The organism is Telluria sp. GW821-FHT07G12 (assembly GCF_059418525.1).
Map to the genome: position 1 here is coordinate 629,044 of NZ_JBWKQA010000003.1, position 23,925 is coordinate 652,968.

General features: G+C 67.0%; 20 protein-coding genes. 12 read left to right on the forward strand and 8 right to left on the reverse strand.

Going from position 1 to position 23,925, the window contains the following annotated elements; genetic code table 11:
- Positions 1-10 precede the first annotated feature (10 nt).
- Positions 11-472, forward strand: a complete 462-nt coding sequence (locus AC07PE_RS15305; RefSeq protein WP_498765859.1) for a MarR family winged helix-turn-helix transcriptional regulator — start codon at positions 11-13, stop codon at positions 470-472.
- Here the strand turns inward: AC07PE_RS15305 and AC07PE_RS15310 are convergent.
- Positions 469-2,583: a putative bifunctional diguanylate cyclase/phosphodiesterase gene (locus AC07PE_RS15310; protein WP_498765861.1), complete on the reverse strand. Its 2,115-nt coding sequence runs from the start codon at positions 2,581-2,583 to the stop codon at positions 469-471. The genes AC07PE_RS15305 and AC07PE_RS15310 overlap by 4 nt on opposite strands.
- Positions 2,584-2,666: 83 nt before the next feature.
- Positions 2,667-3,476, reverse strand: coding sequence for a hypothetical protein (locus AC07PE_RS15315; RefSeq protein ID WP_498765863.1), 810 nt, complete (start codon positions 3,474-3,476; stop codon positions 2,667-2,669).
- Positions 3,477-3,535: 59 nt separating this feature from the next.
- Between AC07PE_RS15315 and AC07PE_RS15320 the strand changes: the two genes are divergently transcribed.
- From AC07PE_RS15320 to AC07PE_RS15335, 4 genes are all read left to right on the forward strand, one after another.
- Positions 3,536-4,609, forward strand: a complete 1,074-nt coding sequence (locus tag AC07PE_RS15320; protein ID WP_498765865.1) for an aldose epimerase family protein — start codon at positions 3,536-3,538, stop codon at positions 4,607-4,609.
- A 162-nt stretch (positions 4,610-4,771) separates the two neighbouring features.
- Positions 4,772-6,478, forward strand: coding sequence for a methyl-accepting chemotaxis protein (locus AC07PE_RS15325; RefSeq protein WP_498765867.1), 1,707 nt, complete (start codon positions 4,772-4,774; stop codon positions 6,476-6,478).
- A gap of 87 nt (positions 6,479-6,565) precedes the next feature.
- Complete coding sequence (locus AC07PE_RS15330; RefSeq protein WP_498765869.1) at positions 6,566-7,261, forward strand: fumarylacetoacetate hydrolase family protein; 696 nt, start codon at positions 6,566-6,568, stop codon at positions 7,259-7,261.
- Positions 7,258-8,196, forward strand: coding sequence for a 2-hydroxyacid dehydrogenase (locus tag AC07PE_RS15335; protein ID WP_498765871.1), 939 nt, complete (start codon positions 7,258-7,260; stop codon positions 8,194-8,196). The genes AC07PE_RS15330 and AC07PE_RS15335 overlap by 4 nt, the downstream gene beginning before the upstream one ends.
- Before the next feature lie 138 nt (positions 8,197-8,334).
- Here AC07PE_RS15335 and AC07PE_RS15340 read toward each other — a convergent pair whose 3' ends face one another.
- Genes AC07PE_RS15340 through AC07PE_RS15355 form a run of 4 tightly spaced genes read right to left on the reverse strand, consistent with a single transcriptional unit; the run spans position 8,335 to position 12,946 of the window.
- Positions 8,335-9,492 (reverse strand): HlyD family secretion protein, encoded by a 1,158-nt coding sequence (locus AC07PE_RS15340; protein ID WP_498765873.1) that lies wholly within the window; start codon positions 9,490-9,492, stop codon positions 8,335-8,337.
- 23 nt (positions 9,493-9,515) lie between these two features.
- Positions 9,516-10,940: an efflux transporter outer membrane subunit gene (locus AC07PE_RS15345; RefSeq protein ID WP_498765875.1), complete on the reverse strand. Its 1,425-nt coding sequence runs from the start codon at positions 10,938-10,940 to the stop codon at positions 9,516-9,518.
- A gap of 18 nt (positions 10,941-10,958) precedes the next feature.
- Positions 10,959-12,461 (reverse strand): MDR family MFS transporter, encoded by a 1,503-nt coding sequence (locus tag AC07PE_RS15350; RefSeq protein ID WP_498766076.1) that lies wholly within the window; start codon positions 12,459-12,461, stop codon positions 10,959-10,961.
- Between the two features lie 35 nt (positions 12,462-12,496).
- Positions 12,497-12,946 (reverse strand): MarR family winged helix-turn-helix transcriptional regulator, encoded by a 450-nt coding sequence (locus AC07PE_RS15355; protein ID WP_498765877.1) that lies wholly within the window; start codon positions 12,944-12,946, stop codon positions 12,497-12,499.
- Between the two features lie 142 nt (positions 12,947-13,088).
- Between AC07PE_RS15355 and AC07PE_RS15360 the strand changes: the two genes are divergently transcribed.
- The gene (locus AC07PE_RS15360) at positions 13,089-13,946 is read left to right on the forward strand and encodes a hypothetical protein (RefSeq protein WP_498765879.1); all 858 of its coding nucleotides are present in this window, start codon (positions 13,089-13,091) and stop codon (positions 13,944-13,946) included.
- 275 nt (positions 13,947-14,221) lie between these two features.
- On the opposite strand, the gene AC07PE_RS15365 is transcribed toward AC07PE_RS15360, so the two are convergent.
- Positions 14,222-15,256 (reverse strand): asparaginase, encoded by a 1,035-nt coding sequence (locus AC07PE_RS15365; protein WP_498765881.1) that lies wholly within the window; start codon positions 15,254-15,256, stop codon positions 14,222-14,224.
- Positions 15,257-15,535: 279 nt separating this feature from the next.
- Here AC07PE_RS15365 and AC07PE_RS15370 point away from each other — a divergent pair, with 279 nt between their 5' ends.
- The gene (locus AC07PE_RS15370) at positions 15,536-15,910 is read left to right on the forward strand and encodes a hypothetical protein (protein ID WP_498765883.1); all 375 of its coding nucleotides are present in this window, start codon (positions 15,536-15,538) and stop codon (positions 15,908-15,910) included.
- 49 nt (positions 15,911-15,959) lie between these two features.
- On the opposite strand, the gene AC07PE_RS15375 is transcribed toward AC07PE_RS15370, so the two are convergent.
- Positions 15,960-16,817, reverse strand: coding sequence for a pirin family protein (locus AC07PE_RS15375; protein ID WP_498765885.1), 858 nt, complete (start codon positions 16,815-16,817; stop codon positions 15,960-15,962).
- 118 nt (positions 16,818-16,935) lie between these two features.
- Here AC07PE_RS15375 and AC07PE_RS15380 point away from each other — a divergent pair, with 118 nt between their 5' ends.
- From AC07PE_RS15380 to AC07PE_RS15400, 5 genes are all read left to right on the forward strand, one after another.
- On the forward strand, positions 16,936-18,468 hold the full coding sequence (locus tag AC07PE_RS15380) for a dipeptidase (protein WP_498765887.1): 1,533 nt from the start codon (positions 16,936-16,938) through the stop codon (positions 18,466-18,468).
- A 350-nt stretch (positions 18,469-18,818) separates the two neighbouring features.
- Complete coding sequence (gene galT, locus AC07PE_RS15385; RefSeq protein WP_498765889.1) at positions 18,819-19,913, forward strand: galactose-1-phosphate uridylyltransferase; 1,095 nt, start codon at positions 18,819-18,821, stop codon at positions 19,911-19,913.
- Entirely contained in the window at positions 19,910-21,013 is a 1,104-nt protein-coding gene (locus AC07PE_RS15390; protein WP_498765891.1) for a M24 family metallopeptidase, read from the forward strand. The genes galT and AC07PE_RS15390 overlap by 4 nt, the downstream gene beginning before the upstream one ends.
- Positions 21,010-22,122: a galactokinase gene (galK, locus tag AC07PE_RS15395; protein WP_498765893.1), complete on the forward strand. Its 1,113-nt coding sequence runs from the start codon at positions 21,010-21,012 to the stop codon at positions 22,120-22,122. Before AC07PE_RS15390 ends, galK begins: the two co-directional genes overlap by 4 nt.
- Positions 22,109-23,914 carry a glycoside hydrolase family 2 protein gene (locus AC07PE_RS15400; RefSeq protein WP_498765896.1) on the forward strand — a complete coding sequence of 602 codons (1,806 nt, stop codon included), beginning with the start codon at positions 22,109-22,111 and terminating at the stop codon, positions 23,912-23,914. The genes galK and AC07PE_RS15400 overlap by 14 nt, the downstream gene beginning before the upstream one ends.
- Positions 23,915-23,925 lie beyond the last annotated feature (11 nt).

A 23,925-nucleotide genomic window follows, 5' to 3' on the forward strand; every position in this document is an offset into this window, starting at 1 on the left:
CCATCTGTGCATGGAATCGAACGAATCGAACACGACCCCCTTGCTGGATAACCAGGTGTGCTTTGCGCTGTACTCCACCGGGCTGGCGATGAACAAGCTGTACCGCAAGCTGCTGCGCAAGCTCGACCTCACCTATCCGCAATACCTGGTGATGCTGGTGCTGTGGGAGCGCGACGGCGTCACGGTATCGAGCATCGGCGCGCGCCTCTTCCTCGATTCCGCGACCCTGACGCCGCTGCTCAAGCGTCTCGAAAGCGCCGGCCTGGTGACGCGGGCCCGTTCCGCGCAGGACGAGCGCCAGGTGGTGATCGGCCTGACCGAGGCCGGCCGCGCAATGCGCCAGGATGCCGCCGCGGTGCAGGAAGGGGTGATGTGCGCAGCCGCCTGCGCGCCGGCCGACCTCATTGCCCTCAAGGCCCAGCTCGAGATGTTGCGCGGGAAGCTGGCCGCGGGCGCCGACGACGGCACCTAGCTGGCCGGCCCGGCCTGCTCGCAGCCCGGATCCGCCTGCTGCGGCGTGGCGCTCTGGGCCAGCAGCAGGGCCTGGAATTCGGCGGCGCGCATCGGCTTGCCGATCAGGTAGCCCTGCAGTACGTCGCATTCGGTGGAACGGATCGCGCAGGCCTGGGCCTCGGTCTCGATCCCTTCGCAGATCACCGACAGCTTGAGCGACTTGGCGAAGGCGATCACGCCGTTGACGATGTCCAGGCAGCGGCGGTCCTGCTCGATCTCCTGGACGAAGGAGCGGTCGATCTTGATCGCCGTGATCGGGAACTGGCGCAGGTAGGACAGGTTCGAGTAGCCGGTGCCGAAATCGTCGAGGGCGATGCGGAAGCCTTCCGCCTGCAGCGAGCGCAGCACGGCGGCGGCCTTGTCGATGTCCTGGGTCAGCATGCTTTCCGTGACTTCCAGCTTGATGCAGCCGGTGTCCAGCCCGTAATGCGCCGCCAGGTTCTTCAGCAGCAGCGGCAGGTTCTCGTCGGTGAGCTGGCGCGGCGAGACGTTCATCGCCATCTGTAGCCGGTAGCCGAGCAGTTCCCATTCGCGCGCCTGGCGGCAGGCTTCCTCGCAGACCCAGGCCCCGACCGCCGTCATCGCCGGCGAATCCTCGAGCATGGACAGGAAGGCGCCGGGCGCGATCACGCCCAGGCGTGGATGCTCCCAGCGCAGCAGGGCCTCGGCGCCGACCACGGCGCCGTTGGCGGCGCTGATCTGCGGCTGGTAGAACAGCACGAACTGGCGCCGCTCGAGCGCGGAAAAGACTTCCTGGCGCAGCTGCAGGCGCTCCTTGATCATCTGCGCGGACTGCGGCGAGAACACGCTGAAGGTGTGGCGGCCGTTGGCCTTGGCCACATACATGGCGGCATCCGCATTGTTGAGCAGTTCGTCGGCTGTGTGCTGGCGCGCCGCGCCGAGCGCGATGCCGATGCTGGCGCCGACCGCGACCTTCAGGTGGTCGAGTGCGATCGGCTCGGCCATGCGCTGCAGCACGGTGGCCGCCAGCGCCGTGGCCCGTTCGACACTCGCGTTGGCCAGCACGATCACGAATTCGTCGCCGCTGATGCGCGACACGGTGGTCTCGCCATTCGCAAAGGCGCCAAGGCGGCGCCCGATCTCCTGCAGCGCCATGTCGCCCGCGCGGTGGCCGTGGGCGTCGTTGACCTCCTTGAAGTGGTCGAGGTCGATGAACAGCACGCCGACCATGCTGTCCGCGGCCAGGCACTGGTCGAGCGCGCGCAGGCAGCTGAAGCGGTTGTGCAGGCCGGTCATGCTGTCGTGGGTCGCCATGTGGACCAGGCGCTTCTCCGCTTCCTTGCGCGCGGTGATGTCGGCGAAGAACACCGTCAGCCCCTCCCTGGACGGATAGGCGCGCGCTTCGAGCCACATTTTCAGCGGTTCGTAATAGGTTTCGCAGCTGGCGTATTCCTGGCAATCGATAGCGCGATGATAGGTTTCGTAGAAAGGGCCGCCTACCGCTTCCGGAAACTCGTCCCAGATCACCTTGCCCAGCAACTGGCCCACCGAGCGCCCAAGCCAATGCGCGCCTTTGCTGTTCACGTAGGTGATGCGCCATTCATGGTCGAGCGAGAAGAAGCCGTCCGATATGCTTTCCAGCACGGTGCTGATATGTTCGCGCGCACTCGTCACCTGGGCCTGGGCGCGGACCGCTGCGCCGACATCTTCCAGGAAGGCGGCGAAATTCACGACATGGCCGCCGTCGTCCCGCATCGGGAACACGTGCATGCGGCTCCAGAACAGGCTGCCGTCCTTGCGATAGTTGCGCAGCGTGCAGATGTGGCTGCGGCCGGCGGCGACGGCCGCGTGCAGCATGGCGATTTCGGGCTGGTTGCGGTCGCCGTTCTGCAGGAACCGGGGATTGCGGCCTATCGCCTCCGCCGGCGTGTACCCGGACACTGCCTCGAAGGCCGGATTCACCCAGGCGATCGGGTTATCGTCCCGCAGCGCGTCGGTGATGATGATGGCCGTGCTGCTGGCGCGGATCAAGCCCTTGAAGAAGGCTGCGGGCTTGTCCTCGAGGTTGACGGAGGGAAGCTGGTTGTATTCCCACGAAAAAGTCGACATGTTCCCTGCCTTTGGACTGGACGCTGGACAGTCCCAGTGTAATCGCGGCAGTTAAACTGCGTAGCACGCAAGCGAGCCCGGCCTTAGGCCAGGGCCGACATCCCCAGGGCCGCCATTTTCGCGCGCAGGGCCAGGCGGTCGGCGTCGATCTGGGCGCCGTTCGTACGGCTCGACAAGGCGTTTTTCTCCTTGCGGCCGAGGAAGTAGGCGATGCGTTCCGCGTTCGCCCCGGAAGGGTGGGGCAGTCCATGCAGGATACGGCCTTCGTCGAGCATACCGCGTCGCGCCAGCCAGCTCAGGGCCAGGCTGACTTTGGGGCCGAGCGGCACGAACACGGCGTCCCGCATCAGGCCCGCTTCCTGGCTGAAATAGTCGAGCAGCTGCTCCTGCAGCAGCGGCGTGGTCAGCATGTTGGGATTCGCGCCATTGTAGTTAAGCCTGGTCTCGTCCGGGCCGTCGACGAAGACCGCCTGGCGCAGCGCCCCCGTCACGTGCATCAGGTGGGCGTGCTGGCCGAACAGGCTTGCGCAGCTGGCGATGCCGAGCCAGTGCTGCAGGCCGACGTGGTCGAGCAGGGCCACCAGGTTGGGCCGGATCGCGCCGCTGAAGGCGCCCGTGTACTTGGCCGCGCGCAGCAGCTCGGGCAGGGGCAGGCCGTCGCGCAAGCCCTGCTGCGCGGCGCGCATCGCATTCTTCCACTGCACGAAACCGGGCGAGATCCCGACCAGCACCACGCGCGCGCCGGGATTCACGTAGTCGAAGGGGATGTAGCGGGCCTCGACGCGGCCGGCGCGGGCGAGCAGGAAGGCATCCGGGATGCGGGCGGCGCTGGTCACGAGCTCGAGGTCGGTGGCGGCGATGAGGTCGGCAAATTGGGCAAACTGGGCAGGCATGCCCCATTGTGCCATGGCGCGCCCGCGTTTCCGGGCCTCGTGCTAGGATCGGGGCCATCATGAAAACCGACTCCACCCCAGGCATCACCAAGGCGCCGTTCGGCAAGCTGCCCGACGGCGCGCCGGTAAGCGAATACACGCTCGTCAACCGCCACGGCATGAAGGTGGCGATCCTCGATTTCGGCGGCATCGTCAGGCGCATCCACGTGCCCGACCGCGACGGCCGCTTCGCCGACGTCGCCCTCGGCTTCGACGAACTGCAACCCTATCTCGAGGACAGCCCCTACTTCGGCGCCCTGATCGGCCGCTACGGTAACCGCATCGCCAAAGGCCGATTTGTGCTTGACGGTCACAAATACGAACTGGCGACGAACAACGGCAACAACCACCTGCACGGCGGCAATCGCGGCTTCGACAAGGTGCTGTGGCAGGCCAGCGTGGCGGGAAACGAACTGCAGCTACGCTACCTGAGCCGGGACGGCGAGGAAGGCTATCCGGGCAACCTGGACGCCCAGGTCGTCTACAGCCTCACGGACGACAACGAGCTCGTGGTGCGCTTTTCGGCCACCACGGACCAGCCGACCCCGGTGAACCTGACCCAGCACAGCTACTTCAACCTGGCCGGCATCGAAGGCTGCGGCGACATCCTCGGCCACGAGCTCTTCATCGACGCCGCCGGCTTCGTGCCGATCGACGCCGAATCGATTCCGCTGGGCGGCGTGCGCGCGGTGGACGGCACCGCCTTCGACTTCCGCCAGCCGCGCACGATCGGCAGCCAGATCGGCCGGCAGGACGAGCAGCTCGCCAACGGCCAGGGCTACGACCACTGCTTCGTGCTCGACCGCCCGGCCGGCAGCCGCGAACTCGCGCGTGCGGTGCGCGTGCGCGATCCGGGCACGGGCCGGGTGCTGGAGCTGTTCACCCAGGAGCCGGGTGTGCAGTTCTACAGCGGGAACTTCCTCGACGGGACCCTGGCCGGCAAGGGCTGCGCCTATCCCTTCCGCGGCGGCTTCTGCATCGAGCCCGAGCATTTCCCGGATTCGCCGAATCGGCCGGATTTTCCGGGGACCATCCTGCGGCCCGGCGAGACCTATGCGACCGAGTCGCGCTTCAGGTTTTCAATAGACAAGTGAACAATCTCGTATAGATGAGTGTTGTTGTAACTACTCATCACAAAGAAAAATTGCCCTCAATTAACTTTTCTCCATCGACTCTGCACCAATTTGGGACGTAACCTGTATTGCTCTGGGCGATTTGGACCGTTCGCCCGCTTGATACGGATTTCGGAGAAAAGAATGAAAATCACGGACTTGAAGATCGGGACGCGCCTGGGCATCGGCTTTGGCGCGATCTGCCTGGCGTTGGTGTGCACGGTGGGACAGGGCGTAGCCAACCTGAGCCGGGTCAACGACGCCAGCGACACCATCGTCCTGAAGCGCATGCCGCGCATCGACATGACAAGCCGTTTGCTGGCAGAAGTCAACGACATCGCTATCGCGCTGCGTAACGCAATGCTGTTCGACGATCCCGCAGACCGGGCCAAGCAGATGGACGAAGTCATGTCGTCGCGCAAGCAAGTCGAGACCATCCTTGCCGGGCTGGACAAGTCGCTCGAAAGCGAGAAGGGACGCGCACTGCTGCGTCAGAAGCAGGAGCTGAACGGCAAGTACACGAAGGCGCAGGACGAACTCATCCGCTTGATCAATGCCAACGACCATGAAGGCGCCGTAGCGCAGCTGAAGAGCATGCGTCCCGTGCTCATGGAGTACAAGAAGGCGATCGCCGACCAGATCGAGATGCAGAAGGCGATGGCGTCCGAGGATTCGGACCAGGCTACCGACACGTATCTCTTCGCCCGCAACCTGATGCTGGGCTTGGGCGCGCTGGCGCTGGCCGTCGCCGGCGTCCTGGCCTGGTGGATCACAGCCTCGATCACGCGTCCGGTGCGCCGTGCGCTGGACGTCGCGAACGCCGTCGCCGCCGGCGACCTGAGCACCCGCGTAGAGGTCGATAGCCGCGACGAGATGGGCCAGCTGCTGCAAGCCCTCAAGACCATGAACGACAACCTGGTGAAGACGGTGACCACCGTGCGCAGCGGCACCGAGGCGATCGGCACCGCGTCCAGCGAAGTCGCGGCCGGCAACCAGGACCTGTCGAGCCGCACCGAGCAGCAGGCCGGCTCGCTGGAAGAGACGGCGTCCTCGATGGAAGAGCTGACCTCCACCGTCAAGCAGAATGCCGACAATGCGCGCCAGGCCAACACCATGGCCGCGGCGGCATCCGGCGTCGCCGCCCGCGGCGGCCAGGTGATCCACGAGGTGGTCGCCACCATGGAACAGATCCACGAAGCCTCCGGCAAGATCACGGACATCATCTCGGTCATCGACGGCATCGCTTTCCAGACGAATATCCTGGCGCTGAACGCGGCCGTGGAAGCGGCGCGCGCCGGCGAGCAGGGCCGCGGCTTCGCGGTGGTGGCGGGCGAGGTGCGCAACCTGGCGCAGCGTTCGGCAGCCGCCGCCAAGGAGATCAAGCTTCTCATCGACGACTCCAGCGAAAAGGTCGGCACCGGCAGCCGCCTGGTGCGGGAAGCCGGCAGCACCATGGGCGAGATCGTCGACAGTGTGCGCCGCGTGACCGACATCCTCAACGAGATCTCCTCGGCCAGCCAGGAGCAGAGCGCCGGCATCGAGCAGATCAACGAAGCCATTACCCAGATGGACACTGTGACCCAGCAGAATGCGGCGCTGGTGGAGCAGGCCGCAGCGGCCTCGCAATCGATGCAGGACCAGGCCGCGCGTCTGTCGGCGGCGGTGGCAGTGTTCAAGCTGGAGCAGGGATCGGCCCATGTGCCGGCTGCTCCTGCGACCCCGGCGGCGGCCCGCGTGGCACTGCCGCCGGCACGTCCGGCGCCAGTGAGGCGTGCGGCTCCCGTCAAGCCTGCGGCGGCCGGGCGTCCGGCCAAAGCTGCGGCGGTCGAAAGCGATTGGGAAGAGTTCTAAGCTGCCAACCCGCCGGCGCCGATTATGTTAGGCTGTCCGACGCGCCTCCCGCAGGCGCGTCCGGACATTGTCTTTACAAGGATCAGCATGACTGGCTTCGTCATCACCCCGCCCGACACCCCCGCGCTTGCCATCGCAGGCTCCGACCAGACCTTCCCGCTGCGCCGCGTCTACTGCGTCGGCCGCAACTACGCGGCGCACGCGCGCGAAATGGGCGCGGACCCCGACCGCGAACCGCCGTTCTTCTTCTCCAAGCCCGCCGACGCGGTGGTGCCGGCCAGCGGCACGCTGCCTTATCCGCCAGCCACCAAGGACCTGCACCATGAGGTCGAGCTGGTGGTGGCCCTGAAAGGCGGCGGCGCCAACATTGCGCCCGAACAGGCGCTGGACCTGGTGTGGGGCTATGCGGTCGGCCTGGACCTGACGCGGCGCGACCTGCAGGCCGTCGCCAAGAAAGATGGCCGGCCGTGGGACATGGCCAAGGGCTTCGACGCCTCGGCGCCCTGCAGCCCGCTGCAGCCGGTGTCCTGCACCGACCATCCGAAAGAAGCGCGCATCTGGCTCGAGGTGAACGGCCAGCTGAAGCAGGAGGGCAACCTGAACGAGATGATCTGGCCTGTGCCCGACGTGATCGCCTACCTGTCGCGCTTCGTGACCCTGGCGCCGGGGGACCTGATCTTCACCGGCACGCCGGCCGGCGTCGACGCCCTGAATCCGGGCGACCATGTGCGCGGCGGCGTCGATGGCGTCACCACCTTCGAACTGACCGTCGGCGGCCAATGACGGGCTTGCGGCCCGGGTTGCTGCAGATCGGCAGCTTCCCGCCCGAGGTGCAGTCGCAGATCGATGCCGAGTTCGAACGCATCGATGTCCAGGACTTCGAGCGCGATCCTTCTCGCGCCGGGGACATCCGCGCCATCGTCACGCGCAGCAACCTGGAAGTGCCGGCCGCGCTGGTCGAGCGATTGCCGAAGCTGGAGATCATCGCCACCAATGGCGTCGGCTACGACCTGATTCCGCTGGCACTGGCGGCGCGGCGCGGCATCGCGGTGTCGAACACGCCGGACGTGCTGAACGCCGCGGTGGCCGAGCTGTGCATCGGTTCATTGCTGTCCCTGCTGCGCAAGCTGCCGCAGGCCGACCGCTACGTGCGCGAAGGGCGCTGGCCCGGCGCCAGCTTTCCTTTGACCGCCAGCCTGGCCGGCAAGCAGGTCGGCATCGTCGGCCTGGGCCGCATCGGCAAGGACATCGCGCGCCGCCTGGAGCCCTTCGGCGTGGCGCTGGCCTACCACGGCCGCAGCGACCAGCAGCTCGCCTGGCGCTTCGAGCCCGACCTTCTGGCGCTGGCGCGCGGCGTCGACATCCTGATCGTGGCGGCGCCGGGCGGCCGCGAGACCGCGCGCATGATCGATGCGCGGGTGCTGGCGGCGCTCGGGCCGCGGGGTATTCTCGTGAATGTGGCGCGCGGCTCGCTGGTCGACGAGGAGGCGCTGCTGGCTGCGCTGGCGGACGGCCGCATCGCCGGCGCGGCGCTCGACGTCTTCGACAGGGAGCCGGACATCGATGCGCGCTTTTTCGGGCTGGAGAACGTGCTCTTGACGCCGCACATCGCCAGCGCCACCCAGGAGACACGGGCGGCGATGGCGCAGCTGATGCTGGATAACTTGCGGAGTTACTTCAGGAGTGGGCGGGTGCTGACGCCGGTGCCGCTGCCGTAGTCGTTAGCGCTTGCACGTCGTTCCCGCGCAGGCGGGAACCCATGCTGAGCTACCGAAGCTGGTGGCACCGGCGTTCAAGCGTGTTTTCCGAGTTCCGATGCTCATTATGGATTCCCGCTTTCGCGGGAATGACGGTTTTTAGTTGGCCATATTTTTTGCCACGATCGCATCCGTCGCCGACTGCGCCTGCTGCAGCGGCTGGCTCAGCACATTGGTCGCATAGGTCGGCGCCGGCGTCGCCACGGCGCCCAGTGCGCCGCCGCCCTGGTTGGCGATGTCGATGTCGACCGTGGCCGAGAGGCCCACGCGCAGCGGATGCTGGGCCAGTTCCTTCGGATCGAGCGAGATCCGCACCGGCACGCGCTGCACCACCTTGATCCAGTTGCCGCTCGCGTTCTGCGCCGGCAGCAGCGAGAAGGCGCTGCCGGTGCCGGCCGCTAAGCCGACCACCTTGCCGTGATAGACCACCTTGCTGCCGTAGATGTCGGCCTCGATCGTGGCCGGCTGGCCGACGCGGATGTCGCGCAGTTCCGATTCCTTGAAATTGGCGTCGATCCACAGCTGGTCCAGCGGCACGATCGACAGCAGCGGCGCGCCCGGCGCGATGCGGCTGCCCACCTGCACGCTGCGCTTGGCCACATAACCGCTCACCGGCGCCACGATGGCGTTGCGGCGCGCCGCCAGCCAGGCCGACAAATAATCCGCTTTCGCCGCCAGCACGTTCGGGTGCTGGGCCGGCGCCACGCCGGCCACCGCCACGCGGGCCGCCGCCGCCTGCTTCAGCGCCACGTCCAGCGCGGCTTTCGCATCGTCGACGGCGCGGCGCGCGTGCGCCACGTCTTCGCCGGAGACGACGTTGTCGGCCGCCAGCGGCGCGCGGCGCGCCAGGTCTTCCTGGGCCGATTTCAGGGCCACGCGGCGCTGGTCGACCACGGCGTTCAGCTGCTCGACGTTGGAATAGCGCTCGCGCTGCTGGCGCACGGCCGTGCCCAGGCGGGCTTCGGCCTGGGCCAGCGCCACCTCGGCGTCTGACGGGTCGAGGCGGACGATCTCGGCGCCGGCTTGCACCAGCTGGGTCTCGTCGGCGCGGATCTCGACCACGCTGCCGGTCACCTGCGAGGACACGTTGACGAGGTTGCCGCCCACGTAGGCGTTGTCGGTTTCGACGCGCTTGGAGGCGACCAGCATGTAGTAGGCGGCATAGGCCGCGCCGGCGGCGAGGAAGGCGACGGTGATGCCGGCCAGGACGACGCGGCGCTTGCCTTTGTTCGGGACTTGATTGGTATCGGTGCTCATGGTCTTGGGTTCTGGATTATTAATTAATTAGCGCGATAGCCGCCGCCGAGCGCCTTCGCCAGCGCCGCCTGGGTCTGCAGGCGCGCATCCGTCAGCTGCAGGTCGGTGTCCTGCTGGCGCAATAAAGTCATCTTCGCCTGCAGCACGCCGGCGCGTTCCAGCAGGCCGCGCTTCATGCGCGCCTCGGCGCTGGCGACCAGCTTGCGGCTGGCGTCGAGCGCCGCCTGGTGCGTCTGCGCTTCCTGTTCGAGGCCCTGCAGGGTCGCGCCTTCCTGGGCCACGTCGCGCACGGCGGCCAGCACGGCGTCGTTGTACTCGGCCACCAGCTCGTCGCGATTGCTGCGGGCCACGCCCAGCGAGGCTTTCAGGCGGCCGCTGTCGAACAGCGGCAGGTCGAGGGTGGCGCCGAGCAGCGGCGTGCGGCTGGGCCAGCGCAGCAGCTTGCCGAGCGAGACTGCGTCCAGGCCAAGCGCGCCGACCAGGTTGATGTCGGGACGGAAGGCGGCTTCGCTGGCGGCCACGCGGCCGAGCTGGGCCTCGACGCGCCAGCGCGCGGCCTGCAGGTCCGGACGGCGCGCCAGCAATTCCATGCCGAGTTCGCGCGGCAGCGCGTTCGCGGCGGGCGCCGGCTTGAAGCGGGCGAGGTCGGTCAAGGCCTGCGCATCGCCGCCGATCAGGGCGCGCAGCGCTTCGCGTTCGCGCAGCGCCTGGGTGCTCAGGCGCGCCGACTGTTCTTCCAGCACGCCGAGGTCCAGCTCCGCGCTGCGCAGCTGCTCGTCGGTGGCAAGGCCGTGGGCGATGCGGGACTTGCGGCCGGCCAGGATCTCGCGCTGCACGGCGGCGATCGCCTGCACGTTGTCCTGGCGCGCCCACATCATCTGCAGGCGGAAGTAGCTCTGGGCGACGCTGGCGGCGATCGCCTGGGCGGCCTGCGCGGCTTCGGCCTTGCGTGCATTCTCTTCGCCCAGCGCTGCGGCGACCAGCGAGCGGTGCTTGCCCCACCAGTCGACGTCATAGGACGCGCGCAGCTGCACGTTGGCGTCGTTGAACCAGGCGCCGCCGATCGGGGGCGGGAAGAAGCCGTTCGAGGAATAGCGCTGGCGATTCAGGCCGGTGGCCAGGCCCACCCTGGCGCCTTCGTCGGCGCGTTCGGCGCTCACGATGGCCTGGGCGCCGGCCACGCGGGCCTGCACCACGGCCAAACTTGGGTTGTCCTTGAGGGCGCGCGCCACCAGGGCGTTCAGCTGCGGGTCGCCGTAGGTCTGCCACCATTGTTCGGCCGGCCAGGCATCGGCGGGCAGGACGATGCCCGGTGCGTGCTGGGCGCGCGCGGCCAGGTCGATGTTTGCCGGCTTCGCGGTATCGGCCGGCACGCTGATGCAGCCGGCCAGCAGCGCCAGCACGGCGCTGGCGATCGCTGCGTTTTTATAGATGGATGAGTGTCGCACTTGTTCTGGCTTTCCAAATTAATCGAGGTGCGCCGCTTCGACCGGCGCCGGGCCGGACGATGCTTTCGGCGGGCGGATCAGGATCAGCAGCGGAATCACGGCCGCGGTGAGCAGCATCATCAGCCAGTAGTCGTCGACGTAGGCGATCATCGAGGCCTGGCGCGTGACTTCGTTGTTGATCATCGCCGCGCCCAGCTGGCTGCCCATGTTGTAGACGCTGGACGGATCGTTCAGGGCCGGGTTGGCGCTGGTGATCTGGGTCGTCAGCGAAGCGTGCGCGATCTGCGTGTTGCGGACCAGCAGGGCCTGCACCATCGCGATGCCGATCGAGGAGCCGATGTTGCGGACCAGGCTGTACAAGGCCGTACCTTCCGCCCGCATCTGCGGCGACAGGGTCGCAAAGGTGGCGGCCGACAGCGGCACGAACACCAGGCCCAGGCCCACGCCCTGGATCACGCCGGGCCACACGATGTCGCCGGTCGACAGCACCAGCGTGTACTGGGTCATCTGCCACAGCGAGAAAGCGGTGATGGCAAAGCCGGCGCCCAGCAGCAGGCGGAAGTCGACCTTGCCGGTCAGCTTGCCGACAACCAGCATCGCCGCCATCGTGCCCAGGCCGGAAGGCGCCGTCACCAGGCCGGCCAGCGCCGCCGGATAGCCCATCAGGCCCTGCAGCATGGTCGGCATCAGCGCGCGGGTCGCGAACAGCACCATGCCGACGATGAAGATCAGCAGCAGGCCGGTGACGTAGTTGCTGTTCTTGAGCAGGCGGAAGTCGACGAAGGACTGGCCGGCAGGGCGCGTCAATGTGTGGCCGATGAAGTAGGAGGCGGACAGCAGCATCAGCACCAGCTCGATCCAGGTCTCCATCGACGCGAACCAGTCGTTCTGTTCGCCGCGGTCGAGCAGCATCTGCAGCGCGCCGATGGCGATCGACAGCGTGAGGAAGCCGAACATGTCGAAGCGCACGCGGCGCGCGGCGGCGGTCGGGTGGATGTAGCGCCAGATGCCGTAGAAGGCCACCGCGCCGATCGGCAGGTTGATGAAGAAGACCCAGCGCCAGCTGTAGCTGTCGGTCAGCCAGCCGCCCAGCGTGGGGCCGAGGATGGGGCCGATCATCACGCCCATGCCCCAAACCGCCATCGCCGAGCCGTGCTTCTCTTTCGGATTGATGTCGAGCAGGACTGACTGCGACAGCGGCACCAGGGCCGCGCCGAACACGCCCTGCAGCATGCGCGAGATGACGATCTCGGTCAGGTTCATCGAGAGTCCGCACAAGGCCGAGGCGATGGTGAAGCCGGCCACCGAGAACAGGAATACCTTCTTCAGGCCGAAGCGGTCGACCAGCCAGCCGTTCAGCGGTGTGGCGATGGCGGCGGCGACGATGAAGGAAGTCAGCACCCAGGTGATCTGGTCCTGCGAGGCCGACAGCGCGCCCTGCATGTGCGGCAGGGCGACGTTGGCGATGGTGCCGTCCAGCGCCTGGATGATGGTCGCCAGCATGATCGACACCGTGATCATGGTGCGGTTGATCGGCGGATTTGCCGAGGCTGCGCTCACAGCTGCTCCTCGATGCGGGTGCGCAGCAGCTCCAGCAGTTCGGTGGCGGCTTTGAGCTGGGCCGGGTCGATATCGCCGAGCAGGGCGGTGCGCACGGCTTGCGCCTGCTCGCGCACCTGCTGGTAGAGGGTGGTGCCGGCCTCGGTCAGGTGCACCAGCTTGACACGGCGGTCGGTGGGTGAGGCTGCGCGTGTGACCAGGCCTTCGCGTTCGAGGCGGTCCAGCATCGACACCATCGACGGGCCTTCGACGCCGACCAGGTCGGCCAGGGCGCGCTGCGACATCGGCTCGTTCGACTTGGCGACCATGGCGATGGTCATCCAGCCGGCCTGGCCGATACCCAGGTGCTTCAGTTGCTTGTCGATCAGGAGGCGCCAGCCGCGCGCGGTGCTGTGCACGGCGGCGGAGAAGCGCTCGCCGAGCGGGGATTCAGGTAGATCACTCATCGTTAGGCATCGAATCGATAGGAATCTATCGATTTTATGTTATGCAACTTGAGTTGTAAAGAGCGAGGCCTGGCATGCGGTCGTGTCAGAATTGTCTTAACGTCGAGTCAATGGGCTCGTGATCGCCGAAAAGGAGGCCGCCATGTCACAGACCGCACTGCTGACTGTCCACGGGATGGGGGAAACGCCGCGCGAGTACGCCGAGAAGCTGTTCCACGCGGTGGCGGGACGGCTGGGTGCGCTGGCGGCGCAGGTCGATTTCCGCTCGGTCTATTACCAGGACATCCTGAAACCCAACCAGGAGACGGTGTGGGCCAGGGTGGGCGAGACCACCCACCTGCGCTATGCCGAGCTGCGCCGCTTCCTGCTGTTCGGCTTCGGCGACGCCGCCGGGCTGGAGAACCGCAAGGAGATCGACGGCTCGGTGTATGAACTGGCGCAGGAAGCGATCGCGCGCCAGCTGCTGGGCGTGGCGCGGCACGACCCGTCGACCAGCATCGTGTTCCTGGCGCAGTCGCTGGGCGGCCAGGTGCTGTCGAGCTATATCTACGATGCGCAGAAGGCGCTGTCCGGCGGCCATGTCGGGGCCGGGATCTGGAAGGACATCGACGCCTGGGCCCTGCGCGCGCTGGGCGAGCGGCTGACCGAGCCGGAGAAGCGCTTCCTGGCCGGCGCTACCTGCGCGGCCTTCGTCACCACCGGCTGCAACATCCCGATCTTCTGCGCCGCGCACAAGCAGATGGACATCAAGCCGATCGCCCGGCCCACCGCGCGCTTCGAGTGGATTAACCTGTACGACCCGGACGACGCGCTGGGCTGGCCGCTGCAGCCGCTGTCGCCGGGCTACGCGGCGCTAGTCGACGACCGCCCGATCAACGCCGGGCAGGGCGCCGTGACCTGGATCCTGAAAAGCTGGAACCCGCTGTCGCACTCGGCCTACTGGGACGACGCCCAGGTGCTGGACCTGCTGGCCCAGCGCCTGAAGCTCGAGGTGGCCTGACCCATAAATTCGGGGTCAGAGCACTTTTTGCCGAAAATTCGGGGTCAGAGCACTTTTTGTATCAATGTTCTGAGAACACTTTCAATGCTTGCCAGTGCAGGCCTTCCCGCTGCATGCGCCCACAGCGCTGCCAAAGCGCAGCGGTCAATTTATGCGCCTGAGCTATTTCTCAAAAAAGTGCTCTGACCCCGAATTAAAGAGAAAAAGTGCTCTGACCCCGAATTTATTTGGCGGACATTTCCAAAAAACGGAGTCTGACCCCGGTTTGCGTTTGCTTAAATCGGGGACAGTTCGGGCTTGAGCGTGAAGACGGCGCGCACTTCGCCGGCGACGTTGCCGCGGGCGTTGCGGATGGCGGGGGCGCGCCAGGGTTCGAGGAGTTCGCGGCGGTGGGCGTCCAGCAGGCCGAGTTGTTCGAGCACGCTGAAGGTGGCCGGATGCAGGGCGCGCACGGCGCCGTCGGCGACCTTGATCGCTATCCCCAGGCCGGCCGAGCGGATGCCGATCGCCTGCACCGCGTCGGCGCCGATCTTTGCCACCCAGTCGCCCTGGCCGGCGGTCATCCAGGCGAGGTCGGTGCGCGCTTCGCCGGACACCATGTCGGGCCGCTTCGTCATCGCATCGAACAGGTCGCCCAGCGCGCTGCCCAGGCGGGCGTCGCGGCTGCCTTGCGCCAGCCGCGCATACAAGTGGGCCAGGCGCGCAAGCGGCATCGCGTAGTTGGGCGCCGAGCAGCCGTCGATCCCGGTCGGCAGCTGGTCTTCGCCCATCTGCACGGCCTCGGCCAGGGTGCTGCGGATGGCCCGCTGCAGCGGGTGCTGCGGGTCGACATAGCCCTGGATCGGCGCGTCGTGCAGGCGGCACCAGGCCAGGAAGCCGCTGTGCTTGCCCGAGCAGTTGTGGTGCACGGTGCGCCAGCGCCGCCCGGCCGGCGGCGGCAGGCCGACCGCGTCGTAGTACAGCGGGGTCGCGCAGCCGCATTCGAGCTGGTGCTCGTCCAGGCCGATCTTGCCGAGGATGGATTCGACGCCCGCCAGGTGCTTTTCCTCGCCCGAGTGGCTGGCGCACAGCAGCGCCAGTTCGTCGAGCGTGAGGCCATAGCGTGCCGGGCCGTCGGCCAGCACGAAGGGCAGGGCCTGGAAGGGCTTCAGGGCCGAGCGCGTGAAGACCATCGCGTCGGGGTCGCCGCTCGAATACAGCAGGCGGCCGGCGGCTTCGACCACGGCAATCGAACCGAAGTGGATGTTCTCGACCGGATAGCCGGTATCGGGATAGCCACGCGAGGTGGCGACGAGCGGGACTGGGTGCATCCGCCTAGTCTAGCGGATCGTGCCGGGCGGCGGTGCACGCCTTTTTTTGTATGCATCGCCAGCAATCCGACGCCCCTTTTCGACGTTTCATCCCGCGTTTTCGACGCTTCGGCGGATGCCCGCTGACGCTTGCAGGAAGCCTGCCTACACTTGCATCACTCGCCGCACATTTTGGGATGCGGCGATATGAAAAACGGTGGGCCTCAAGCGTAGTAGACGATTGTTTTGTTCAAGCGCAACTGGTCCGTTATTTATATCGAAAAGTGAATGGGAGCAATCATGCGTATCAAACAAGTCCTGGCCTTCATCGGCGCCGCCGCCGTCTCGACCCTGGCCCTGGCGGAGCCCGCCGCGCCGGTCTCCGTCAGCGCCGACGGCAACACCGTGTTCGTGCAGGGCGACCCCAGCCCGGTATTCCGCCTGTCTCCCGGCCAGGCCGAGGACATCGGCGGCTCGTTCAGGCTGGACGATGGACGCATGCTGAGGCTGACCCACCACCAAAACAAGGTCTTCATGGAAATGAGCGGCAAGCGCGAACAATTGCTTCCCCTGTCGCCCACCGAATTCGTGGCCGCGAAGACCGGCGCCCGGGTCGAGCTCGACGAAGAAGCCTTCGCCAGCAAAGTGACCCTGACTGAGATCCCGAGAAAGTAAAGAACGACGGCCGGCCTGGCCGCTGGGACCGGGCCGGCGAATTATTCCCTCAGATGGGCGCGCCGAAGCGTCCCGTCTGGTAGTCCAGGATCGCCTGGTTGATTTCCTGGCGCGTGTTCATGACGAAGGGGCCGTGCGACACCACCGGTTCGCGGATCGGTTCGGCGTGTCCGAGCAGCAGCACGCAATCCTGCTCGGCGCGGATCTCCAGCTCGTCGGCAACGGTATCGAGTTCGGCCAGGTGGAAGGCGCTGATGGTATCCGGCGCAATGTTGATCACGCCGCGCACCACGTACAGGAACACATTCCGCTCCAGCAGCTTGTCGAGGTAGAGCAGGCCGCCGGCCTTCATCTCCACCGTGCTCATGAACACGCCCGTCAGCGATTCGATGGGGCCGGTCACGCCGCCGTATTCGCCCGACACCAGCTGCATTCGCACCTTGCCGTCCGCGGATTCGATGACCGGGATCTGGTCGCGCTGCAGGCCGATGTAGCGCGGCGCCGTCATCTTCAGCGCGGGCGGCAGGTTCACCCACAGCTGCAGGATTTCGAGCGGGCCGCCGGCCTGCATGAATTCGCGCGGCGACACCTCGGCGTGCACGATGCCGCGCCCCGCCGTCATCCATTGCACGCCGCCCGGCCCGATCACGCTTTCGTGGCCGGCGCTGTCGCGGTGGGCCAGCAGGCCGTCGAGGATGAAGGTGACGGTCTCGAAGCCGCGGTGCGGATGCGGGCCGAAGGGCAGGCCGCGGTTGTGCGGCGGGTAGACCTGCGGCCCGTGGTGGTTCAGGAACAGGAAGGGATCCACCTGCTCGATATGCGGTCCCGGCACCGGGCGCTGCGTGATCAGGTCGCCGATGTCGTCGCGCGTGGCCGGATGCAGGCGCTGGACGGTCTTGTAGCTCATGCCTTTCCTTTTTCGTGTTGTTCGCTTGCCCTCCACGATACCCGATTGCGCCGTCGTGCGGCGGGTGGGACCCCGTGCTATGCTCCTTGCGCTTTTGCAATAAGGAGACAAGCTGCACATGAAAACAAGAATCACCATTGCCGGCCTGCTGCTGGCGCTGATCGCCGGCGCCACCAGCGCCGCCCCGGCCGCATCGGCCGTGCCCGGCGAGGCCGCGGTCAAGGCCGCCAAACATGCCGTCACCGCTTACCGCGACGACGTGGTCGACACCCTGGCCAAGCTGGTCAGCTACAACACGGTGGCCGACAAGGATGTGCCCTTCGAGCGCAATCCCCAGCACCTCGGTTTCAAGAAATTCATGAAGGACGAGGCCGCGCGCCTCGGCCTCGATTTCGCCGACTACGGCCACGTGCTCGTGATCGGCCTGGGCCCCCAGGAGGCCCAGGAAAAGGTCGGCATGATCGCACACGGCGACGTGCAGCCTGTCGACCCTGGCAAGTGGAAGAAGTCGCCCTTCGAACTCGATCGGTCGAGCGAGCCGGGCAAGCTGCTGGCGCGCGGCGCCGAGGACGACAAGGGACCGATCGCCACCGCCCTGTACGCGATGAAGTCGCTGAAGGATGTGCAGGTGCCGCTGTCGAAGCGCATCGAGCTCTACGTCTACATGGCCGAGGAATCGGACTGGGAGCCGCTGGTCGCTTTCGTCAAGACGCACCCGCTGCCGCAGGTGAACATCACCCTCGACGCCGAGTACCCGGCGGTGACGGCGGAGAAGGGCTACGGCACCGTGGCCGTCAGCTTCCCGAAGGCAGGCGTCGATGTGCCGGCGGGCGAGCCGGCCGTCGCGCAGTTCGGCGGCGGTTTCTTCGGCAGCCAGATCCCCGAGGATGCGCAAGCCCTGGTCGCGAATGCCAGCCCGGCCCTCGAAGCCCAGATCAAACAGCGCGCTGCGAAGCAGACCGGCATGCGCTACACCTTCGAGCGCAAGGGCAATGACCTGATGGTCAATGCCAAGGGCGTGTCCGCGCATTCCTCCAAGCCGGAAGACGGCCTGAACGCGATCAGCATGCTGGCCGATGCGCTGGCCGTGCGCACCTGGCCCGACACCTCGGCCGGCGCGATGGTCAACTTCCTCAACGAGATGGTCGGCACCGGCTACCTCGGCGAGAGGTTCGGCAACATCGCCTACCGCGACAACTTCATGGGCCCGATGACCTTCGCGCCCACCGTCATCCGCCAGAAAGAGACGGGCGGCGAACTGGCCATCAACATCCGCCGTCCGCAGGGCAAGACCGCGCAGCAGCTGAGCAACGAGATCAATGCCGCGCTGGCGCAATGGCAGGGCGCGCACCAGGCCGTGCAGCTGGCGGACGTCAAGGTCGAGCTCAGCGACCCGTGGATCCAGCAGGACGCGCCGCAGCTGCCGGTGCTGATGAAGGTGTTCGCTTACTTCACCGGCGTGAAGGATCCGAAGCCGGTGGCGGTCGGCGGCGGCACCAATTCGCGCCTGTTCCCGCATGCCGTCAGCTTCGGCCCGGCGATGCCGCACACGGTCTATACCGGCCATTCGGAACATGAGTTCATCACCCTCAAGCAACTGCTGCTGAACCTCGAGATGTACACGGCCGTCCTGGCCGAGCTCGCGCAGTAATCCGCTCTGCCGTTCCCGGTCCCGCGGCCTGATGCGCGGGACCCTTCCAACCCCCCGCCGTCCGCTTCGATCCCGCGTTTCGATGTGTAGGTCGAAGTCTCGCCAAAACCTGCGAAGTTTTCTAATCGTTCTGTAGGTTTGGGCCTACAAGAGCCCTTGCTTCATAGGGAAAATTGACCCCTGTTTCAGGCTCTCCCTAGGAGGACAGGCAAGCGGGCCTGTCGCTGCTTTGACGACTCCGCATGAGCTTGTTGATACCTGGAAAAGCTCTCGCTGACACTTGGAAACTGTGTCGAAAACGCCATGATAGGATCGCTCACCGACACGATATGCGGACCTATTCAATCGCCATGCACATCCAAGAACTCGTAAAACCAGACGGACGTCCACTTACCCTCTACAGTAACCAGCCGATTCCGGCCGGCCTCGTTGCGCCAAGCCCATTTCCCGACCCGCAAAATGCGAATCCGCACCTGCGCTGGCATCCGCTGCGCGGCGAGTGGGTGACCTATGCGGCGTTCCGCCAGAACCGGACCTACCAGCCGCCGCCGCAGTACAACCCGCTGGCGCCGACCGTCGATCCGCAGCACCCGACCGAGATGCCGGCAGGCGATTACGAGATCGCGGTGTTCGACAACCGCTTCCCTTCGCTGGCGCTGGACTCGCACGACCCGCCTACGCTGACGGTGCCGACCGCGCCCGCCAACGGCCATTGCGAGGTGGTGGTGTTCACCCAGGATCCGCAGGCCGCACTGAGCCGGCTGCCGCTGTCGCGCATCGAGCTGCTGCTGCAGGTGTGGGGCGACCGCACCACGCGCATTGGCGGCAAGCACCATATCCAGTACGTGCTGCCCTTCGAGAACCGCGGCGCCGAGGTCGGCGTGACCCTGCACCATCCGCACGGCCAGATCTACAGCTATCCCTTCGTGCCGAGCGTGCCGGCGCGCCAGCTGGCGCAGGAGCGCGAGTACTACCTGCAGCACGGCTCGAGCCTGCTGTGCGACATGGCGCGCGACGAGGCTGCCGACGGCAAGCGCGTGCTCTACCACGACGAATACGCGATCGCCTTCGTCCCGCCCTGCGCGCGCTACCCCTACGAAGTGTGGGTGATGCCGACCGGGCCCTGCAAGGATTTCGCGGCCCTGACCCCGCCGCAGCGCGAGAGCCTGGCGCGCGCCCTCAAGACCGTGCTGCTGAAGTACGACAACCTGTGGGACCGTCCTTTCCCTTACCTGATGGCCTGGTACCAGGCGCCCACCGACGGCGCCGAGCATCCGGAAACGCAGCTGCACTGCCAGTTCTACCCGCCGTACCGCACCCGAGACCGCCTCAAGTACCTGGCCGGCACCGAGCTGGCGGCCGGCATGTTCGCGATGGACGTGCTGCCCGAGACCACGGCCTACGAGCTGCAGCAGGTCGAAGTCACGCTGGAGGACCACGCATGAGCGTCACGGCCGACCCGCTGGCATTGCGCGGTGCGGAGGCCGCGGCCAAGCTGGCCCTGCTGCGCGAAGCGCTGGCCCAGCTTGGGGCCGGCGCGATCCGCCTGCGCGGCGAGGATTGGTTCGCCTGGGCGACCGCCGGCGGCCAGGTGCTGGCGCCGGGCGGCTGCGAGACCGGCAGCGCCGAGCTGCTGGTGACCGCGGACGAAGCCTGCGTCCTCACCGACGAGGTCGAGGCCGAGCGCCTGCGGCAGGAAGAAGTGCCGCCGGGCTTCACCTATCACATCGCGCCCTGGACCGACACCGAACTGCACGAAACCTATGCGCTGGGCGCGGCCGCCGGACGCGCGGTGCTGTCCGACCGCCCGCACAATGGCGAGCTGCCGCTGCCGGCCAGCCTCAAGCTGCGCCGCATGGTGCTGGGCCCTGAAGAGCAGGAACGCTACCGCACGCTGGGACGCGCCGCCGCCGAGGCGATCGGCGAAGCGCTGCGCGCCGCGCGCCCGGACTGGACCGAATACCAGCTGGCCGGGGAGGGCGCACGCGCCCTGCTGCGGCGCGGGATCCAGCCGGCCCTGATGCTGGCAGCGGGAGAGCGCCGCGCCGCGCGCTGGCGCCGGCCGACGCCCTCGCACGAGGCCCTCGGCGCACGCGCCACGCTGGCCTGCTGCGCGCGCCGGCATGGGCTGGTGGCCAGGCTGTCGCGCTCGGTGAGCTTCGGCGCGGCGCCCGAGACCCAGCAGGAGCTGCTGCGGCTCGAGGCCACCGGCCTCGACGCGGTGCGCCCCGGGCAGTCGCTGGCGGCCGTCTACCACGCCTTCGACGCCGCCTACCGCCACGCCAACCAGCCGGACGCGATCCGCGAGCGGCGCCAGGGCGGTATCGCCGGCTACCAGGCCTGCGAGCTGGCCGCCAGCCCGAGTACCGCCACCGGGCTCGAGACCGGCATGGCCTTCGCCTTCAACCCCGGCTTCGACGGCATCGGCATCGAAGACACCTTCCTGCTCGGCGGCGCCGGGCTGGAGAACCTGACGCTGGACCCGACGTGGCCGGCGGCGAACATCGGCGGCCGCGTACGGCCGCTTTGGCTGGAGTCGACATGACTAGTGCAGAAACCTTCTTCGGCGGCGCCCCGGAGGCGTGCGCACAGGCGCCCGGCCGGGTCAACCTGCTGGGCGAACATACCGATTACAACGACGGCTTCATGCTGCCGGTGGCGACCCCGCAGGGCACCACCGTGGCGCTGGCGCGCAGCCAGGACGACCAGCACCACCTGTACTCGGGCACCCTGGACGGCAACGTCACCTTCGCCGCCAAGGGCGGCAGCGCGCCGCAGGGCTTCGGCAGCTACATCGAAGGCTGCATCCGCCTGGTCGAGGCGCTGGGCGTCGAGATTCCGCCGCTGCGCGTGTTCGTCACGACCAACCTGCCGGTCGGCTCCGGCCTGTCCTCGTCGGCGGCGCTGGAAGTGGCGACCCTGCGCGCGCTGCGCCAGCTGCTGCGCGATCAGTTGGAACCTCTGCTCGACGACGTCAAGCTGGCGCAGATCGCCCAGCGCGCCGAGATCGACTACGCCCACGTCAACTGCGGGATCATGGACCAGATGGCGTCCAGCCTGTGCGACGAAAAGCACATGCTGTTCATCGACGCCCGTTCGCTCGAGCACCGGCTGGTCGAAATGCCCGCCGGGACCGAGCTGATCGTGATCGATTCCGGCGTGCCGCGCACCCTGGCCGCCAGCAAGTACAACGAGCGCCGCGCCGAGTGCGAGGAAGCCTCGCGCAAGCTGGGCGTGAAGGCGCTGCGCGACGTCACCGATCCGCAGGCGGTCGAGCAGTTGCCGGACACGCTGCGCCGGCGCGCGCGCCACGTGGTGCTGGAAGACCTGCGCGTGCTGGAAGCGGCGAAGGGCGTCTCGGCCGAGCGTTTCGGCGAGCTGATGAACGCCTCGCACGACAGCCTGCGCGACGACTATGAAGTATCGATACCCGAGCTAGACAAGCTGGTGGCCGCCCTGCAGGCCGCGCCCGGCGTGCTCGGCGCACGCCTGACAGGCGCCGGCTTCGGCGGCGCCTGTGTGGCGCTGTGCCGTGCCGGCCAGGCCCGGCAGGCAGCAGAAACCGCACTCTCCAATTACAACAAAGAGGGACGCAAGGGACGCATTCTGATCCCGGTTCCCGCCCAAGGAAAGGAAAACAATGAGCCAGTTTGAGTACCCCCGCCCGCAGCTGGTACGCGACAATTGGATCAACCTGAACGGCAAGTGGCGCTTCCGCTTCGACGACGAGGTGAGCTGCAGAATGCCGCAAGGCGTGACCGGCTGGACCCATGAAATCAACGTGCCCTTCTGTCCCGAAACGGAGATGTCCGGCATCCAGGACACCGGCTTCCACCGCTTCTGCTGGTACGAGCGCGACTTCGAACTGCAGCCGTCCGAGCGGCGCGTGATCCTGCACTTCGGCGCGGTCGATTACTCGGCCAAGGTGTGGGTCAACGGCCAGCTGGTGGCCGAGCACGAGGGCGGCCATACGCCGTTTTCGGCCGACATCACCGAGGCCCTGAAGGCCGACGGCAAGCAGGTCGTGACCGTGTTCGTCGAGGACGACCCGGCGGATCTCGCCAAGCCGCGCGGCAAGCAGGACTGGCTGCTGGAGCCGCACTCGATCTGGTATCCGCGCACCACCGGCATCTGGCAGACCGTGTGGGTCGAGCAGGTCTCGCGCACCTTCATCCGTTCGCTGCGCTGGACCCCGATCTTCGAGACCTTCGAGATCGGCTGCGAAGTGTTCGCCGGCGGCGACATCCAGGAGAACATGTTCGTCGAGGTCAAGATCTGGCACGGCGAGCAACTGCTCGCGGACGACAACTACAAGCTGCTGCAGGGCGAAGCGAACCGCAAGATCGCGCTGTCCGACCCCGGCATCGACGACTCCCGCAACGAGTTGCTGTGGAGCCCCGAGCGTCCGACCCTGCTGGACGCCGAGGTGATCCTGCGCTGCGGCGACAAGGTGGTCGACCACATCAAGTCCTATACCGCGCTGCGCTCCTTCCACATCAACCGCGACCGCCTGCTGCTGAACGGCCGCCCGTATCCGCTGCGCCTGGTGCTGGACCAGGGCTACTGGAACGAATCCTTCATGACGGCGCCCAGCGACGAGCACCTCAAGCGCGACGTCGAACTGGCCAAGCTAATGGGCTTCAACGGCGTGCGCAAGCACCAGAAGATCGAAGACCCGCGCTACCTGTACTGGGCCGATAAACTCGGCCTGCTGGTGTGGGAAGAGATGCCTTCGGCCTACCGTTTCAGCCCGCATGCGATCAAGCGCATCGTCAAGGAGTGGACCGAGGCGATCGAGCGCGATTACAGCCACCCCTGCATCATCGTCTGGGTGCCCTTCAACGAATCCTGGGGCGTGCCGAACCTGACACTGACGCAGGCACATCGCAATGCGGTCGAGGCGCTCTACCACCTGACGCGTACCCTCGACGCCACCCGCCCGGTAATCGGCAACGACGGCTGGGAAGCCTCGGCCACCGACATCCTGGGCATTCATGACTACGACAGCGACCCTGAAAAGATCAAGGCGCGCTACGAGGTGTCCGACCCCGTGCGCACCCTGTTCGATCAAAGACGTCCCGGCGGACGCATCCTGACGCTGGACGGCTTCCCGCACCGCGGCCAGCCCATCGTGCTGACCGAATTCGGCGGCATCGCCTTCGATCCGAACGCGACCCCCGAGGACGGCACCTGGGGCTATACCCGTGCCCACACGGCCGAGAGTTATCACGCGCTGTACGAAAGGCTGCTGAAAGTGGTCAACGAGACCTTCATGTTCAGCGGCTTCTGCTACACCCAGTTCGCCGACACCTTCCAGGAAGCCAACGGCCTGCTCAATGCCGACCGCACGCCCAAGCTGCCATTCGAGGTGATCAGCGCCGCAACACGCAACGTCCCGCGACAACCGCAGGACGTCGAGAAGGAGGGCGAAGGTCCAGCTGTCTGACGCGCTCTTCG

Excerpts from the sequence above, each read along its gene's own strand:
- AC07PE_RS15305 (WP_498765859.1), top strand. The coding sequence starts at position 11 with ATGGAATCGAACGAATCGAACACGACCCCCTTGCTGGATAACCAGGTG.
- AC07PE_RS15310 (WP_498765861.1), bottom strand. The coding sequence starts at position 2,583 with ATGTCGACTTTTTCGTGGGAATACAACCAGCTTCCCTCCGTCAACCTC.
- AC07PE_RS15315 (WP_498765863.1), bottom strand. The coding sequence starts at position 3,476 with ATGCCTGCCCAGTTTGCCCAATTTGCCGACCTCATCGCCGCCACCGAC.
- AC07PE_RS15320 (WP_498765865.1), top strand. The coding sequence starts at position 3,536 with ATGAAAACCGACTCCACCCCAGGCATCACCAAGGCGCCGTTCGGCAAG.
- AC07PE_RS15325 (WP_498765867.1), top strand. The coding sequence starts at position 4,772 with ATGAAAATCACGGACTTGAAGATCGGGACGCGCCTGGGCATCGGCTTT.
- AC07PE_RS15330 (WP_498765869.1), top strand. The coding sequence starts at position 6,566 with ATGACTGGCTTCGTCATCACCCCGCCCGACACCCCCGCGCTTGCCATC.
- AC07PE_RS15335 (WP_498765871.1), top strand. The coding sequence starts at position 7,258 with ATGACGGGCTTGCGGCCCGGGTTGCTGCAGATCGGCAGCTTCCCGCCC.
- AC07PE_RS15340 (WP_498765873.1), bottom strand. The coding sequence starts at position 9,492 with ATGAGCACCGATACCAATCAAGTCCCGAACAAAGGCAAGCGCCGCGTC.
- AC07PE_RS15350 (WP_498766076.1), bottom strand. The coding sequence starts at position 12,461 with ATGATCACGGTGTCGATCATGCTGGCGACCATCATCCAGGCGCTGGAC.
- AC07PE_RS15355 (WP_498765877.1), bottom strand. The coding sequence starts at position 12,946 with ATGAGTGATCTACCTGAATCCCCGCTCGGCGAGCGCTTCTCCGCCGCC.
- AC07PE_RS15360 (WP_498765879.1), top strand. The coding sequence starts at position 13,089 with ATGTCACAGACCGCACTGCTGACTGTCCACGGGATGGGGGAAACGCCG.
- AC07PE_RS15365 (WP_498765881.1), bottom strand. The coding sequence starts at position 15,256 with ATGCACCCAGTCCCGCTCGTCGCCACCTCGCGTGGCTATCCCGATACC.
- AC07PE_RS15370 (WP_498765883.1), top strand. The coding sequence starts at position 15,536 with ATGCGTATCAAACAAGTCCTGGCCTTCATCGGCGCCGCCGCCGTCTCG.
- AC07PE_RS15375 (WP_498765885.1), bottom strand. The coding sequence starts at position 16,817 with ATGAGCTACAAGACCGTCCAGCGCCTGCATCCGGCCACGCGCGACGAC.
- AC07PE_RS15380 (WP_498765887.1), top strand. The coding sequence starts at position 16,936 with ATGAAAACAAGAATCACCATTGCCGGCCTGCTGCTGGCGCTGATCGCC.
- galT (WP_498765889.1), top strand. The coding sequence starts at position 18,819 with ATGCACATCCAAGAACTCGTAAAACCAGACGGACGTCCACTTACCCTC.
- AC07PE_RS15390 (WP_498765891.1), top strand. The coding sequence starts at position 19,910 with ATGAGCGTCACGGCCGACCCGCTGGCATTGCGCGGTGCGGAGGCCGCG.
- galK (WP_498765893.1), top strand. The coding sequence starts at position 21,010 with ATGACTAGTGCAGAAACCTTCTTCGGCGGCGCCCCGGAGGCGTGCGCA.
- AC07PE_RS15400 (WP_498765896.1), top strand. The coding sequence starts at position 22,109 with ATGAGCCAGTTTGAGTACCCCCGCCCGCAGCTGGTACGCGACAATTGG.